Here is a 15,350-nt window from a genome sequence, read left to right on the forward strand (position 1 = left end):
GCAGGGTGTTGATGCGAAAGGACGGGCACAGTGATCGTTGAGGAGTCATCAAGGTGAGGTAACATCTGCTCATCGTGAAATTCAAAGGAGAGAGGCGTATGAATTGACGCTCCCCGATGGCACCTTGTTGACAGGCTTGCTTGACGAAAATGGCTTTGTGCATGTTGCAAATGTTCCCAGAGGAAGTTGCAGCATAAAGTTTCCGAAACTTGAAGATACGGAACATCTTTAATGGTTCAGCCCACTCAATCTACTAGCACAACACAGTCAGCAAAGAACACAGGTGTGTCAGGGAAAACAACGAAGACCAACCAGGTAGTCGTATCCGGCGCCTATATGGAAATACTGGTGGGAGGCCCTTACACTCGCGATAAAGAAGAGCATCCTTTCGGACACGCAGCTTTACATGTCGTGGTCGGTAGCAAAGATATCACCTACGACTTTGGCCGTTATGGTAAGACATGGGGTACGTTTGATAGCGAGGGTGAGGGCGTTCTGAATGTCTGGACTTCTTTCAAGGCTTATATCTCTGGTGAAAATAGCTTAGGGCGTACGACGACAGGTTTTGTTTATTTTTTGGATAACGCAAAGGCTGAGGCTGTGATCGCTCATTTCGATGCTGTTATCGCTCAGCAAAAAGAGCAGAGGAGAAAAACAGCGTCGTCAGCACGTTATGTCCTTCCTTCAAACTATCACCCGACCACGAATAACTGCACAACAGTGACGATTGCAGGAGCAAAGGTTTCGGGTAAGTCAATTTTGTATAACCCTTCGAAATATAGCGAAATGCGAGGTCTTTCTTTCATCGAACGGCAGGCCGCGCGTACGCAAAGTAGTCCGCAGGATGGGATCTTCATGCCTGCGGACTTACAAGCCATGCTCGAAGCGAATGCCGAGGCACCCTATGATAAGAAAAACGTTTACAAATAAGCGACTCGGCTTATGGCTGACGGCAGCTTTATGCGTCAATGCGATTTTTTTGGCTTTTCTGATTTTTGATGATAATGCGAAGGGGCACGATATGAAGATGATCAAAACTAAAGAACCGTTGCTGATCGAGGGCCCAAACGGCGACGAGAATTACTACGTGCTGCCGCAGGGTACTACGCTATATCACGATAAAAGCTTTCCCGAAGGGCATGATCGTTATGTAGTGTATCTCAACCATAAAGGTAAGATCGCGCACGAAGAAGTACCCATGAAACCTGAGTATGGCGGTTCTTTCATAGATCCGCTCTGGCTGGCAAATGTCGATGCAGATACATTGAAAGAAATTTTCAAGCGGTTTCCACTTTCCAAAAAAGACATTGCCGCTGCCATTAAGGCTAACGAGATAACCAAAGACGATTTGGCTGACATTATTCGTTCGATGCCCGATTAACCACTGCAAAGCCACCGACGGCTGCATTCCCATACAGAGCGTGGAAACAATCAGATACCCTTCTGTAGGAGTGAGCCTGCTCGCGATAGCGGTGTGTCAGACAAGAATGTGTTGACTGACACACCGCCATCGCGAGCAGGCTCACTCCTACAGGGCGTAGGTCTTACAGGCTGTAGTAATAACCACGACTACGCAGCGCAACAATGCGCGGGCGGCCGTCGGGGTGGGGGCCGATCTTTTTGCGCAGGTTGCTGACGTGCATGTCGAGGCTGCGGTCGTACAGGGTCAGCTTGCGCCCGAGCGCCAGTTGCGCCAGTTCCTGTTTGTCCAGCGGCTCGCCGGGCTGCTTGAGCAGGGCTTCGAGCAGGCGGCTTTCGGAGACGGTGAGGGTCAGTTCTTTTTCGTCGATGCTGACCACGCCGCGCACCGGGCTGAAGCTCAAATCGCCCAGTTCCAGCTGCGTCGACACGGCCGCCGGGTGGCTGCGGCGTAATACGGCGCGCAGGCGGGCGGTCAGTTCGCGCGGGTCGCAGGGTTTGGCCAGATAATCGTCGGCGCCCAGTTCGAGGCCGAGGATGCGGTCCAGCGGTTCGCCGCGCGCCGAGAGCATCAGCACCGGCAGATCGGCGTGGTCGTTGCGCAGTTGCTTGAGCAGTTCCAGACCGCTGCCGTCGGGCAGCATCACGTCCAGCACCACCGCCGCCGGGGCGGTTTCGGCAAGCGCCTTGCGCGCGCTCTGGCCGTCGTGGCAGGCGCGTACCTGGAAGCCTTCCTGGCTCAACCAGCTACTCAGGAGTTCGCACAACTCCTGGTCATCATCAATCAGTAACAGCTCGCTCATGACTCACTCAATTTAGCCATTGCCGACGTTTTCGGCTTGCACCACTGGCAAAGATACCGCAGAGCAGCGCCAATAGCGCTACCCCGGCGCCGGTGACGAACCACTGCTGCTGATCGGTCAACAAACGCGGCATGGAACTGGCCTGTGCTTCCTTGAGTTGCAGCTTCAAACGCTGATTCTCCTGGCGCAACCGGGCGAGCTGGGCGCTTTCGCGTGCGTTGTCGGTATTTTGCAGTTGTCTGTTCAGTTCTTCGCGCAGCTGTTCACTGGCCTTCAGGCGTTGCTGCAGCTCGGTGATCTGGCTGCCGGCGCTCAGTGACAATGGCGTGGAACTGCCGCCTTCGGTGGTTTCCTCACCATGGGCGGGGGCCATGATCGACAACGTGAGCAACATCAGACACAACGGACCCTTGCGCATCGCGATACCTGTTTCCAAATGGATATTGGGCAGGTTGTCGGCAGGCAAACGAGAATAATGAGCGATTGAGAGCGGCAAGAACCAGGAAGGTTCAGTGCCGAAGGCAATGTCGATAGTAAGAGGGGTGTTGTCGCTGTGGCGAGGGAGCTTGCTCCCGCTGGACTGCGCAGCAGTCCCCCCTGTTTTCAAGTTGAAAAGCGGGGGCCGCTTCGCGCCCCAGCGGGAGCAAGCTCCCTCGCCACAGGGGAAGCGATAAATTTAAGGCAGGACTTGCTTGAACGGCTTGACGATCACATTGGCGTAAACGCCGGCGGCGATGTACGGATCGGCATCGGCCCAGGCCTGGGCGGCGTTCAGGGACTCGAATTCGGCGACGATCAGGCTGCCGGTGAAACCCGCTGCGCCCGGTTCATTGCTGTCGACGGCCGGGTGCGGGCCGGCCAGCACGATGCGGCCTTGGTCCTTGAGCGCTTGCAGGCGTTCCAGATGCGCAGGGCGCGCGGACAGGCGGGCTTCGAGCGAGTTGGCAACATCGGTGGCAATGATGGCGTAGAGCATGTCAGTCCTCGGTTTTTGGCGTTGTGGTATCGGTGTCATGCAGGTGGCGCGACAGGTAGATGCCCTGTGCGACCAGGAACAGCACGGTCATGCCCAGGCTGCCGAATACCTTGAAATCGACCCAGATGCTCTGGAAGGTGAACGCGACGAACAGGTTGGCGGCGCCGCAGAACAGGAAAAAGCCGATCCAGGCGATGTTCAGGCGGGTCCAGACCGGATCCGGCAGGGTCAGCGCGTGGCCCATGATGCGTTTGATCAGCAGGCGGTCGCCGATGAAGTGACTGCCGATGAACGCCGCAGCGAACAGCCAGTTGACCACCGGCGCTTTCCATTTCAGAAAGGTTTCACTGTGGAAAGCCAATGTCAGGCTGCCGAACACCAGGCAGGCGATCAGGGTCAGCCATTGGCTTTTTTCCAGCTTGCGCTGTTTGATGAACAGCGCGCCGTACACCACCAGGGAGCTGATGATCAGCATCGCCGTGGCGCTGTAGATCCCGCCGACAGTCACTTGCTGGCCGGCGATATCGACCACCCGTGGATCAAGTTTGTAGACGATGAAGAACAGCAGAAGCGGGATGAAATCGATGAATTGTTTCACAGTGAGAGCCAGAAGCTGGATGTGGCGGCATAATAACAAACATATGGGCGCGCGATAGCGCCAGCTGATTTGAGGTTACAACTCCCCGTGAATGTTGATTTGCACTGCCACAGCACGGCCTCCGATGGCGCCCTGGCGCCTGCGGTTCTGGTTGCGCGAGCGTTCGAGAACGGCGTGCGAGTCCTGGCGTTGACCGACCACGACACCCTCGAAGGCCTCGCCGAAGCGCGTGTGGCGGCCGCCGAGCTGGGCATGCAACTGGTCAACGGCGTCGAATTGTCCTGCACTTGGGGCGGGGCGACCATTCATGTATTGGGTTACGGTTTCGACGTCAATGCCGCGCCGTTGGTCGAAGCGATCGCGAAATTGCACGATGGGCGCTGGCTGCGGTCGGAAGAAATAAGCCGCAAGCTCGCCATCAAGGGCATGCCCGGAGCTCTCGACGGCGCCCGGCAGATCCAGCAGCAACTGGGCGACAGCGGCAACGCGCCGGCCCGGCCGCATTTTGCCGACTGGATGGTGCGTGAAGGTTATGTAAAGGATCGCGCCGAGGCCTTTCGCAAATGGCTCGGCGCCGGCAAGCTTGGTGACGTCAAACTGCACTGGCCGACCCTGGAAGACACCGTCGGCACCCTGCGCGCCGCCGGTGCCTGGGTCAGCCTGGCGCATCCTTGGCACTACGATTTCACCCGCAGCAAACGCCGAAAGCTGATTGCCGACTATATTCAAGCAGGCGGGCATGCGATCGAAGTGGTCAACGGCCATCAGCCCGCGGAACAGGTGGGCAGCCTGGCAATCCTTGCCCGTGAGTTCGGTCTGCTGGTCAGCGCCGGCAGTGACTTCCATGGCCCTGGCGGCTGGTCCGAGATCGGCCAGTACCGGCCGGTTCCCGAGGACCTCCCACCCCTGTGGTGTCGGTTCAAACATGACACAGCTATTACCGCCGTCTGAACAGGTAGAGAACGTGAGTCAATTTTTCCAGATACATCCGGAAAACCCGCAAGCGCGCCTGATCAAACAGGCGGTCGAGATCATCCGCAAGGGCGGGGTGGTGATTTATCCCACGGACTCCTCCTACGCCATCGGTTGCCAGATCGGCGACAAGACTGCCATCGAGCGCGTGCGCCGTCTGCGTCAGCTCGATGAAAAGCACAACTTCGCGCTGATCTGCAGCGACCTGTCGCAGTTGGGCAACTACGCCAAGATCGACACCGGCACCTTCCGGATTCTCAAGGCGCATTTGCCGGGGCCCTACACCTTCATTCTCAACGCCACCCGCGAAGTGCCGCGCCTGTTGCTGCATCCGAAAAAACGCACCATCGGCCTGCGCGTGCCCAGTCATCCGATTGCCCTGGCGCTGCTGGCCGAACTCGGCGAGCCGCTGATGAGTGTGACCCTGATCATGCCCGGCGACGAGGATCCGCTCAGCGATCCGTACGAAATGCGCCAGTTGCTCGAGCACCAGGTCGATCTGATCATCGACGGCGGTTTCGGCGGCATCAAAGCCTCCACGGTCATTGACCTGACCGGTGACGACCCGGAAGTGATCCGCGTCGGTTGCGGCGATCCCGCGCCGTTCATGGTCGAGGCCTGAATGTCCGCAGTGGAAACCGTGGTCGATCCCCAGGCCGGTGCGCAGCAGGAACTGCCGTTTGCCATGGTCTATGGCCAGGCGGTCATGGAAATGCCGCTGGACCTGTACATCCCGCCGGATGCGCTGGAAGTGTTCCTCGAAGCCTTCGAAGGCCCGCTCGACCTTTTGCTGTATCTGATCCGCAAACAGAACATCAACATCCTCGACATCCCGGTGGCGGAAATCACCCGTCAGTACATGGGTTATGTCGAGTTGATGCAGTCGGTGCGTCTGGAGCTGGCCGCCGAGTACCTGGTGATGGCAGCGATGCTCGCCGAAATCAAATCGCGCATGCTTCTGCCGCGGGCCGAAACCGTCGAAGACGAAGAAGACGACCCGCGCGCCGAACTGATCCGCCGCTTGCAGGAATACGAGCGCTTCAAGGCCGCCGCCGAAGGCATCGATGGCTTGAGCCGGGTCGGTCGCGATGTGATCGTGCCCAAGCTCGATGCTCCGGAAGCTCGGGCGCGCAAACTGTTGCCGGACGTGGCGCTGGAAGAAATTCTGATGTGCATGGCCGAAGTGCTGCGCCGTGGCGACATGTTCGAAAGCCACCAGGTCAGCCGCGAGGCGCTGTCCACCCGCGAGCGCATGAGCGATGTGCTGGAACGGCTCAAGGGCGGCGGTTTCGTGCCGTTTGTCGAGCTGTTCACTGCCGAAGAGGGTCGCCTCGGTGTGGTAGTGACCTTTATGGCGATCCTTGAACTGGTCAAGGAATCCCTGGTCGAGCTGGTGCAGAATGAGCCGTTCGCCGCGATCCACGTGCGAGCCCGAGCCGAATAACGAGTCCAAACATGAACCTGACTGAACCCCGCGAGCTGGCGCCCCTGCTTGAAGCCTTTCTGTTGGCCTCGGGAAAGCCGCAATCCCTTGAGCGCCTGTTTGAACTGTTCGAAGAGGGCGAGCGGCCGGAGCCGGCGGTCTTCAAGAAAGCCCTGACGCTGCTCGGCAAATCCTGCGAGGGCCGCGCCTTTGAGCTCAAGGAAGTCTCGTCGGGCTATCGCTTGCAGATCCGCGAGAAGTTTTCACCGTGGGTCGGGCGGCTCTGGGAAGAGCGCCCGCAGCGCTATTCCCGGGCCTTGCTGGAAACCATCGCGCTGATCGCCTATCGCCAGCCGATTACCCGTGGCGAAATCGAAGACGTGCGTGGCGTGGCGGTCAACAGCAACATCGTCAAGACCTTGCTTGAACGTGAGTGGATTCGCGTCGTCGGTTATCGCGATGTGCCGGGCAAACCGGCGATGTTCGCCACGACCAAGGCGTTTCTCGATCACTTCAACCTGAAAAACCTCGAGGACCTGCCGCCGCTGGCCGAATTGCGCGAGATGGAAGCTGAACCGGTACTCGATTTCGAAGACGCGCCGTTACCGCAGAGCCTGCAGGAACTGGCCGATGCCAGCGCCGAGCCGGAGGAGGAGAAAGAAGAAACCAGTTTCCATTCCCTGCTGCTGGAGCTGGACAGTATGGAGGAGGGGATCAAGACCGACTTCGATGACTTGCTGCGGGATGCGGTGGATGGCGAAGCGCCGGTATCCGAGCCTGAGCTCATCGAGCCGGTTGTTGAACTTGAAGTTGAACTTGAAGCCGCGCCCGACGCCGAACCGGAAGAGGACGTCCTGGGTGTCGCCGAGGCCCGCGAGAAACTCCTGGCCGCCGTTGCCGCCCTCGAACAGCCTGAACCGGAGCTCAGCGAAGAAGAAGCCGAAGCCCGTGCGCTGGCCGAAGCCATCGAAGCCGAACGGCGCGAGTTCGAGGATTGAGGCGCGCCGAAAAGATCGCAGCCTTCGGCAGCTCCTATAGGGGGACGCATTCCATTGTAGGAGCTGCCGAAGGCTGCGATCTTTTGATCTTCCAAAGGTATCCCAATGAGCTCAACCAAAGACCCCTGCATCAGCGTCTGCAAGTTCTCCGACGACATTTGTCTCGGTTGCGGTCGCAGTAAGCGTGAAATCAAGGCCTGGAAGAAACTCGACAAGAGCGACAAGCTCGCCGTGCTGGCCGAAGCCGCGCTGCGCCTGATCAAACTCGGCGGTGCCGGTCGGCGGAAAAACAAATAACCTCGCGCTGATCGGCTAGTCTCTGATGCGCGACGGCGCACATCCGCGTATGATTCGCGACCCTTCGGCGATCCCTTCGCCCGAACACCCAGTTTTCAATGCTTCAGGCGCCGCCTGAACAGACCACACCGGGAGGTGCCCAGATGAGTGACATCAATCAGAAAGACGACCAGGAAATCGGCCCAGCAGGCGAAAAGCTGCAGAAAGTCCTCGCCCGTATCGGCGTCGGCTCGCGCCGTGACGTGGAATCCTGGATCAGCCAAGGCCGGATCAAGGTCAATGGCAAAGACGCCACCCTCGGCCTGCGCGTCGACATGCACGACGCCATCACCATCGATGGCAAGGTGATCAAGCGCGAAGAGGCCGCCGAATCGGTGCGCCGCGTGATCATGTACAACAAGCCCGACGGCGAGATCTGCACCCGTGACGACCCGGAAGGGCGTCCGACCGTGTTCGACAAGCTGCCGCGTCCGAAAGAAGGGCGCTGGATCAACATCGGCCGTCTCGACATCAACACCACCGGTCTGCTGATGTTCACCACCGATGGTGAGCTGGCCAACCGCTTGATGCACCCGTCCTACGAGATGGACCGCGAGTACGCCGTGCGCGTACGCGGTGAAGTCGATGACGAGATGATCGAACGCCTGAAGGCCGGCGTGGTGCTGGAAGACGGTCCGGCACGTTTCACCGACATTCAACAGGCACCGGGCGGTGAAGGGTTCAACCACTGGTACCACTGCGTGGTCATGGAAGGGCGTAACCGTGAAGTGCGTCGCCTGTGGGAATCGCAAGGGCTGGTGGTCAGCCGTCTGAAGCGCGTGCGTTTCGGTCCGGTGTTCCTCAATTCCGACCTGCCGATGGGCCGCTGGCGCGAAATGAGCCAGTACGAAGTCGATGTGCTGAGCGCCGAGGTCGGCCTGACGCCGGTGGCCATGCCGCAACTGAACGCCAAGAGCAAAGACAAGCTGGAACGCATGCAGCGCAAATCGTCGCGGCCGATGGCCAAGACCGAACGCGTGCGTACTTTGCGTCCAGCCGCTGGCGCGCCGACCGGGCCACGTCCGGGCCGCGAGCCGCAGATCGAAGGCGAGCGTCCGAATCGCAAACCGGTCGCCCGTGATGGCGAGCGCGCACCGCGTCCGGCCAATGGTCGTACTGAACGTGGCGAACGTGGCGCTCCTGCCGGCCGGGGTACGCCGGTGGCGGATCGTCCTACCGACACCGCCAACAAGCGTCCGGCCAAACCAGCGCCGAAGCGTCCGGGGATCAAACTGGTTGACGGCGACAAGCCCTCGGGCAAACGCCGCGGTGCACCCGCCGGTTCCGGTCAGCGCCCGGGTTTCGGACGCAAGAAGCCTGAGTGAGGCAGCTGTGAGTTTCTAGCTGCAAGCGGCAAGTTGAAGCAGAAACGCCAACCTTAGGGTTGGCGTTTTTTTTCGTCTGGGCTGACACCGATCGTTCCCACGCGGAGTGGGGAGCGATCAGATCAAAAGATCGCAGCCTCGTTTCACTCGTCAGCTCCTACAGGGGACTTATGGGCTTGAATACGAATCGTCCGTCGAACTACACGCCGTTCCTGCTGACCCTGTTCGGAAGAATTACGTTACGGCTTGTAAAGAAAACCTGACGAAGTTCCGCTTGCTGTGCAGTTATTGGCTGACCCCTGGACTGCTGTAAGGAAAAGCTTCCGAAACTTTGCCCGCAGGCGTTCCAGCAAGGCTCTGGCGCGCTTGTTTCCAGCGCTCAGGCAAGGTGAGATGCGCGGCATGCCTGTCGTGCAGGCGAATAACAAGAAGGAGGCGCAATGAACGCCGCGACTGTTTTCCACTTCTCTCCGTGGGACGGTTTTCTCCTCGTCCCCGTCGATGGCCTGCAAAGGCCTGACTCCGATTTTGCAGCCGCTCGTGCCTATCGAGGCGGACACACGCAATCCCGGCAACCGACACGCTGATCAGGCGGGTCTGGCAGCAGGGGGTTAGCGGTGTACAATGCGCCGCGTTTTAACTGTGACCCTCTGCGTAATCGCACAAATATCGAGGCTACCTGCCTTGTTCACTCCGCTGCGCCACAAGCGTGCCGGGTTCGATTTCGTCACAGATAAAAACAAACAGGTGACGCATGACCGTTGTAAATGAGCTGAACTCCTGGTGCCTGCGCTGGGGTTTGATCGGGGCTGCCTGAAATCGCAACCTTGCAGCAACGTCTACTGAACATCATCAAACCTTGCGTGAGACCTTTTTCATGAGTGGACAACCCTCGCCATCAGGTACGCTGAAACGCGGCCTGAAAAATCGCCATATTCAACTGATCGCCCTCGGTGGTGCGATCGGTACCGGCTTGTTCCTGGGATCTGCCGGGGTGCTGAAATCCGCGGGCCCGTCGATGATCCTCGGCTACGCCATCTGCGGCTTCATCGCCTTCATGATCATGCGCCAGTTGGGCGAAATGATCGTCGAAGAGCCGGTGGCCGGTTCCTTCAGTCATTTTGCGCACAAGTACTGGGGCGGTTTCGCCGGATTCCTGTCGGGCTGGAACTGCTGGATTCTGTACATTCTGGTGGGCATGTCCGAGCTGACCGCAGTCGGCAAGTACATTCACTACTGGGCGCCTGACATCCCGACCTGGGCTTCTGCAGCAGCCTTCTTCGTGCTGATCAACGCAATCAACCTGGCCAACGTCAAAGTCTTCGGGGAAGCCGAATTCTGGTTCGCGATCATCAAGGTCGTGGCGATCGTCGGCATGATTGCCCTGGGCAGCTACCTGCTGGTCAGCGGCCATGGCGGCCCGCAAGCCTCGGTGACAAACCTGTGGTCCCACGGCGGTTTCTTCCCCAACGGGGTGAGCGGTCTGGTCATGGCCATGGCAATCATCATGTTTTCTTTCGGTGGTCTGGAAATGCTCGGTTTCACCGCTGCCGAAGCCGACAAACCGAAAACCGTGATCCCCAAAGCGATCAACCAGGTGATTTATCGCATCCTGATTTTCTACATCGGCGCGCTGGTCATCCTGCTGTCGCTGACCCCGTGGGACAGCTTGCTGGAAACCCTTAACGCGTCCGGCGATTCCTACAGCGGCAGCCCCTTCGTGCAAGTGTTCTCGATGCTCGGCAGCAATACCGCCGCGCACATCCTCAACTTTGTCGTATTGACCGCCGCGTTGTCGGTGTACAACAGCGGCACCTACTGCAACAGCCGGATGCTGCTGGGCATGGCCGAGCAGGGCGATGCGCCGAAAGCCCTGGCGAAGATCGACAAACGCGGCGTGCCGGTGCGTTCGATCCTCGCCTCGGCGGCGGTGACGCTGGTTGCCGTGCTGCTCAACTACCTGATCCCGCAGCACGCGCTGGAACTGCTGATGTCGCTGGTGGTTGCGACGCTGGTGATCAACTGGGCGATGATCAGCTACTCGCACTTCAAGTTCCGCCAGCACATGAACCAGACCCGCCAGACGCCGCTGTTCAAGGCGCTGTGGTATCCGTACGGCAACTTCATCTGCCTGGCGTTCGTCGTGTTCATCCTTGGCGTGATGCTGCTGATCCCGGGCATTCAGATCTCGGTTTACGCGATTCCGGTGTGGGTCGTGTTCATGTGGGTCTGCTACCTGATCAAGAACAAGCGCGGTGTGCAATCTGCGATGCCTGCGACAGCGAAGTAACCTCGCAAGCAGAAACGACAAACCCGGCCAGAGTGCCGGGTTTGTTTTTTCCAGCCGTCCGAGAATATTCCGCTGTGGGAGCGAGCCTGCTCGCGAAGGCGCAATACCAGAACCACATTTGCCGACTGGCACAGCGCCTTCGCGAGCAGGCTCGCTCCCACAGGAGTTGAGCGAATCAGGGTATCCTGCGGACTCTGATTACGGACGCTTTCCATGCTGGTGATTTCCAACAACGTGCATCTGCCCGATGCCGAAATCGAATTGACGGCCATTCGCGCGCAAGGCGCCGGCGGGCAGAACGTCAACAAGGTCTCCAGCGCCATGCACCTGCGCTTTGACATTCCGAACTCATCCTTGCCGGAGTTCTACAAGGAACGTCTGCTGGCGTTGCGCGACAGTCGCATCACCAGCGAAGGCGTGCTGATCATCAAAGCGCAGCAATACCGCACTCAGGAAGCCAACCGCGCCGATGCGCTGGAGCGCTTGGTCGAACTGATCCTCAGTGCGACCAAGGTCGAAAAGAAACGCCGCCCGACCAAGCCGACCCTCGGTTCGAAGAAGCGTCGACTGGAGTCGAAAACCAAGCGCGGCACTATCAAGGCCGGGCGCGGCAAGGTGGATTTTTAATCTTCGCGGTATCGCCCCGTGTGCTTGTACAGATACACGCTCAAGCCAAGCCCGCTCAAAGCCGCGAGTGCTGCGAACAGAAAGATCGACGCAAAGCCGAACCCCGCCGCAATCGCCCCGGCCAGCGGCCCGGTGATCCCCAGCGACAAATCGATGAACAATGAATAGGCGCCGACCGCCGCGCCACGGCTCGACGCCGGAACCAGATTCACCGCTTCCACGCCCAGCGCCGGGAACACCAGCGAGAAACCGAAGCCGCTCAGCGCCGCCCCGGCCAAGGCCCAATGCGCGTCCGGTGCGATCCACAGCAGCAACAGGCCCAGGGTCTCCACGGACAGGCAGGCAATCGCCACGCGAAAGCCGCCGAGGCGGTTGATCAGGTTGCCGAACAATAGCCGCGCACCGATGAAGCTGGCGCCGAACAGGCTCAGGCACAGCACGGCGTTGTCCCAATGTTGCGTCGCGTAATACAGGGTGATGAAGGTGGCGATGGTGCCAAAACCGATCGAGCCCAGCGCCAGACCGCAGCCGTGGGGAAAGACTTTGCCGAGTACATGCATGAACGGCAAACGTTCGCCGGCGACGATCGGTGCAGCAGTTTTCGGCCACGCCAGCGCGAGGCCGAGCAGGGCGAGGAGGATGATGCTCACGCCCATGCTCCACAAACCCAGGCGGCTCACCAGCCAGACGCCGAACGGCGCGCCGATCGCCAGCGCGCCGTAACTGGCGATGCCGTTCCAGGAAATCACCTTGGCGGTATTCGCCGCGCCGACACGACCGATGCCCCAGCCAATCGAGCCGGAACCGACCAGACTCTCGGCGCTGCCCAGTACCAGACGGCCGATCAACAGGCTGATCAGGCTGAGCAACGGCAGGTTCGGTGTCCACGCGGAAATCAGCATGAACACGCCGCTCAAGCCGCAACCGGCCAGACCGATCATCACTGCGCGCTTGCTGCCCTGGTTGTCGATGATCTTGCCGGCATACGGGCGGCTGAGCAGGGTGGCAAGGTATTGCACGCTGATCACCAGCCCGGCGATCACCGCACCAAACCCCAGATCACTGTGCACGTAGCCCGGCAACACAGCGAGCGGAATGCCGATGTTCAGGTAACCGATGAAGGTGAAGAGGACGATGGAAACGACTTGCAGCGTCACCGCCAGAGGGCGCTGGGGTTCGGATATAGGCGACATGGGTAACGATCCACGGGAGCAGCACAATAGATAGGCTGCTCATGATACCGGCGTGAAGCGATCAGGGGCGGGGAAAAGTAAAACTATTTGCCGCGCGGCGCTTTCAGGATTTCGCCGGTGCAACCAGTTGCGTGGTGACCAGGGCGGCGAGGGCATTTTCTTCGCTGCCGAAACGCTCGAGCAGGGCGGCCTGCTTCTCGGACGAGAGGCGACTCCAGATCTCGATCATTTTCTCGGTAGCGCCGATCAGTACGGCAGCTTGGCTTTCAGAGAATTCGTCGGTCATGGCAGGCTCGGTTCAGGCAGTGTGGAAAGCGCATGTTAGCGCTTTCCACACGGTCTGTACGGCAGGTTTACTCTTCGCTGTCGGCTTTGCGGCTGTCAGCGGCTTCTTGCGGCTCGGGCTTTTCGGCACCGGCGTGTTGCGGGGTCGTCTGCTCAGGTACGTGCAGGCTCGGGAAGGGGAGATTGGGAATCTCGTGCATGGTTGCGCTCCTCGCTAAGTCTGTTGATAGATCAGGTGCTCCGCGCTTTTACAAAGCCTGCGCAGGATACAGCAGGAAAAATGACAATCAGACTTTTAATTCAAATTAATGCGACAGATGGCCGCAGGGCGCGAGATCACGCATAAACAAATGTAGGAGCTGCCGAAGGCTGCGATCTTTTGATTCTGCTTTTAAAAACAAGATCAAAAGATCGCAGCCTTCAGCAGCTCCTACAGGTTATTGCAGTGTCTGGCTATTTGCAGGCGTCGGCGATGGCGTCAGCGAGCGATGCGAGGCGGGTGGCGTCGATGCCGGCGACGTTCGCCCGGCCCGAACTGACCATGTACACGCTGTGTCGTTCGCGCAGGTTTTTCACGTGCTCAGGCGACAGCCCGGTGTAGGAAAACATCCCGCGCTGCACGCCAATGTGCGCAAAGCGCTCACGCAAACCATGGGGTTCCAGCGCTTCGACCAGGCCGCTGCGCAACTGCGCGATACGCAACCGCATGGCCTCCACTTCGTCGGCCCAGCGGGCTTTCAGCTCTGGATCGGCAAGGATGGTCGCGACAACGGCCGCGCCGTGATCCGGCGGCGTCGACCACAGATTGCGGGCGATGTTGGCCAGTTGGCTGCGGATGTCGATGAGCTTGTCGGCGCTTTTCGCGCTGACGATCAGTGCACCGGTACGGTCGCGGTACAAGCCGAAATTTTTCGAGCAGGAACTGGTGATCAACAGCTCCGGCACTTCTGCTGCGAACAGCCGGGTCGACCATGCGTCCTGCTCCAGCCCGTCGCCAAAACCCTGGTAGGCGAAGTCGATCAGCGGCAGCAGACCACGGCTGCGCACCACTTCAAGCACCCGCTGCCAGTCGTCATGGCTCAGGTCGAAACCGGTCGGGTTGTGGCAGCACGCATGCAGCAGCACGACGTCACCCTTGGGCACTTCCCTGAGCACGGCAAGCATCGCTTCAACGTCGAGGCGGTTGTCGCTGCCGACGTACGGGTAGTGACTGACCTTGATCCTGGCTGTGGCGAAGATGGTTTCGTGAATCGGCCAGGTCGGGTTGCTCAGCCACACGCCTTTACCCGGCAGGCACTGGGCGATGAAGTCGGCAGCCAGGCGCAGGGCACCGGTGCCGCCGGGGGTCTGGGTGGCACCGGCGCGTTGCTCGGCGATCAGAGTCGAATCGGCGCCGAGCACCAGTTCATTGATGAGCTTGCCGAACAGCGGATTGCCGTGGCCACCGATGTAGGTTTTGGTGTCCTGGCTTTCCACCAATCGCGCTTCGGCGATTTTCACCGCTTCAGGGATCGGCGTCAGGCCCTGGGCATCCTTGTAGACGCCAACGCCGAGGTCGAACTTGCGCGGGTTGGCGTCCTGCGCATAGGCCTCCATCAAACCGAGAATCGGATCGCCGGGCACCCGGCCGATGGCGTCGAAGTGCATTACTTGCGTCCTTCTGCGGTCTTCGCTACTTCGTCAGTGCGCGCGGCCATGATGAAATCGTTGCGGTGCAGGCCTTTGATCGAGTGGCTCCACCAGGTCACGGTGACTTTGCCCCACTCGGTCAGCAGGCCCGGGTGGTGACCTTCGGCCTCGGAGATCTCGCCCACGGCGTTGGTGAAGGCCAGTGCATGTTTGAAGTTCTTGAACAGGAAGACTTTTTCCAGCTGCATGATGCCGTCGCGTACTTCGATGTTCCAGTCAGGGATCTGCTTGATCAGGATCGGCAGTTCTTCATCGCTGACTTGTGGCGCATCGGCGCGGCAGGCTTCGCAGTGGGCTTGGTTCAAAGTCGACATGGTGTATTCCTGAAATCGAGTGTGTTTTTTATTAAAGCGCATGGGCCGTCAATGCCGTCACGCTAAAGCAAAGTGGCGGCGACGGACAGACGCAATTGTCAG

Annotated in this window: 19 protein-coding genes; 10 read left to right on the plus strand and 9 right to left on the minus strand. The window is 59.5% G+C overall.

The window, feature by feature from the left end:
* Positions 1-231 precede the first annotated feature (231 nt).
* Entirely contained in the window at positions 232-930 is a 699-nt protein-coding gene (locus VNV36_RS20280) for a hypothetical protein (protein ID WP_325719886.1), read from the plus strand.
* 91 nt (positions 931-1,021) lie between these two features.
* Positions 1,022-1,381 (plus strand): hypothetical protein, encoded by a 360-nt coding sequence (locus VNV36_RS20285; protein WP_325719888.1) that lies wholly within the window; start codon positions 1,022-1,024, stop codon positions 1,379-1,381.
* A gap of 163 nt (positions 1,382-1,544) precedes the next feature.
* Here VNV36_RS20285 and VNV36_RS20290 read toward each other — a convergent pair whose 3' ends face one another.
* The 4 genes from VNV36_RS20290 to VNV36_RS20305 form a co-directional block, all read right to left on the minus strand.
* On the minus strand, positions 1,545-2,222 hold the full coding sequence (locus VNV36_RS20290; protein ID WP_016771129.1) for a response regulator transcription factor: 678 nt from the start codon (positions 2,220-2,222) through the stop codon (positions 1,545-1,547).
* A gap of 7 nt (positions 2,223-2,229) precedes the next feature.
* A complete protein-coding gene (locus tag VNV36_RS20295; RefSeq protein ID WP_325719890.1) occupies positions 2,230-2,640 on the minus strand; it encodes an SH3 domain-containing protein in 411 nt (136 codons plus the stop codon).
* 258 nt (positions 2,641-2,898) lie between these two features.
* Positions 2,899-3,198, minus strand: coding sequence for a YciI family protein (locus VNV36_RS20300; protein WP_325719892.1), 300 nt, complete (start codon positions 3,196-3,198; stop codon positions 2,899-2,901).
* A 1-nt stretch (position 3,199) separates the two neighbouring features.
* Complete coding sequence (locus VNV36_RS20305; RefSeq protein ID WP_101158611.1) at positions 3,200-3,796, minus strand: septation protein A; 597 nt, start codon at positions 3,794-3,796, stop codon at positions 3,200-3,202.
* Between the two features lie 87 nt (positions 3,797-3,883).
* On the opposite strand from VNV36_RS20305, the gene VNV36_RS20310 reads away from it, so the two are divergent.
* The 8 genes from VNV36_RS20310 to arfB all read left to right on the plus strand — a co-directional run bounded on the left by VNV36_RS20310 (position 3,884) and on the right by arfB (position 11,767).
* The gene (locus VNV36_RS20310) at positions 3,884-4,747 is read left to right on the plus strand and encodes a PHP domain-containing protein (protein ID WP_325719895.1); all 864 of its coding nucleotides are present in this window, start codon (positions 3,884-3,886) and stop codon (positions 4,745-4,747) included.
* 13 nt (positions 4,748-4,760) lie between these two features.
* A complete protein-coding gene (locus VNV36_RS20315) occupies positions 4,761-5,390 on the plus strand; it encodes an L-threonylcarbamoyladenylate synthase (protein ID WP_007966016.1) in 630 nt (209 codons plus the stop codon).
* Positions 5,391-6,212: a segregation and condensation protein A gene (locus tag VNV36_RS20320; protein ID WP_024012074.1), complete on the plus strand. Its 822-nt coding sequence runs from the start codon at positions 5,391-5,393 to the stop codon at positions 6,210-6,212.
* An 11-nt stretch (positions 6,213-6,223) separates the two neighbouring features.
* Positions 6,224-7,189: an SMC-Scp complex subunit ScpB gene (gene scpB, locus VNV36_RS20325; RefSeq protein ID WP_325719898.1), complete on the plus strand. Its 966-nt coding sequence runs from the start codon at positions 6,224-6,226 to the stop codon at positions 7,187-7,189.
* A 105-nt stretch (positions 7,190-7,294) separates the two neighbouring features.
* Positions 7,295-7,486, plus strand: a complete 192-nt coding sequence (locus VNV36_RS20330; RefSeq protein WP_325719900.1) for a DUF1289 domain-containing protein — start codon at positions 7,295-7,297, stop codon at positions 7,484-7,486.
* 143 nt (positions 7,487-7,629) lie between these two features.
* Entirely contained in the window at positions 7,630-8,850 is a 1,221-nt protein-coding gene (rluB, locus tag VNV36_RS20335) for a 23S rRNA pseudouridine(2605) synthase RluB (protein ID WP_325719902.1), read from the plus strand.
* Positions 8,851-9,727: 877 nt separating this feature from the next.
* Positions 9,728-11,140, plus strand: a complete 1,413-nt coding sequence (locus VNV36_RS20340) for an amino acid permease (protein WP_325719904.1) — start codon at positions 9,728-9,730, stop codon at positions 11,138-11,140.
* Positions 11,141-11,353: 213 nt separating this feature from the next.
* Positions 11,354-11,767 (plus strand): alternative ribosome rescue aminoacyl-tRNA hydrolase ArfB, encoded by a 414-nt coding sequence (gene arfB, locus VNV36_RS20345; protein WP_325719906.1) that lies wholly within the window; start codon positions 11,354-11,356, stop codon positions 11,765-11,767.
* On the opposite strand, the gene VNV36_RS20350 is transcribed toward arfB, so the two are convergent.
* The 5 genes from VNV36_RS20350 to VNV36_RS20370 form a co-directional block, all read right to left on the minus strand.
* A complete protein-coding gene (locus VNV36_RS20350; protein WP_325720010.1) occupies positions 11,764-12,951 on the minus strand; it encodes an MFS transporter in 1,188 nt (395 codons plus the stop codon). The genes arfB and VNV36_RS20350 overlap by 4 nt on opposite strands.
* Before the next feature lie 112 nt (positions 12,952-13,063).
* The gene (locus tag VNV36_RS20355) at positions 13,064-13,246 is read right to left on the minus strand and encodes a hypothetical protein (RefSeq protein WP_325719908.1); all 183 of its coding nucleotides are present in this window, start codon (positions 13,244-13,246) and stop codon (positions 13,064-13,066) included.
* Positions 13,247-13,313: 67 nt separating this feature from the next.
* On the minus strand, positions 13,314-13,445 hold the full coding sequence (locus VNV36_RS20360) for a hypothetical protein (RefSeq protein WP_016771117.1): 132 nt from the start codon (positions 13,443-13,445) through the stop codon (positions 13,314-13,316).
* 253 nt (positions 13,446-13,698) lie between these two features.
* Positions 13,699-14,892 (minus strand): amino acid aminotransferase, encoded by a 1,194-nt coding sequence (locus VNV36_RS20365; protein ID WP_325719911.1) that lies wholly within the window; start codon positions 14,890-14,892, stop codon positions 13,699-13,701.
* Complete coding sequence (locus VNV36_RS20370) at positions 14,892-15,248, minus strand: 4a-hydroxytetrahydrobiopterin dehydratase (RefSeq protein ID WP_016771115.1); 357 nt, start codon at positions 15,246-15,248, stop codon at positions 14,892-14,894. Before VNV36_RS20370 ends, VNV36_RS20365 begins: the two co-directional genes overlap by 1 nt.
* Positions 15,249-15,350: the final 102 nt, after the last annotated feature.

Origin of the sequence: Pseudomonas sp. (assembly GCF_035554175.1) — a bacterium.
Lineage (GTDB): Bacteria > Pseudomonadota > Gammaproteobacteria > Pseudomonadales > Pseudomonadaceae > Aquipseudomonas.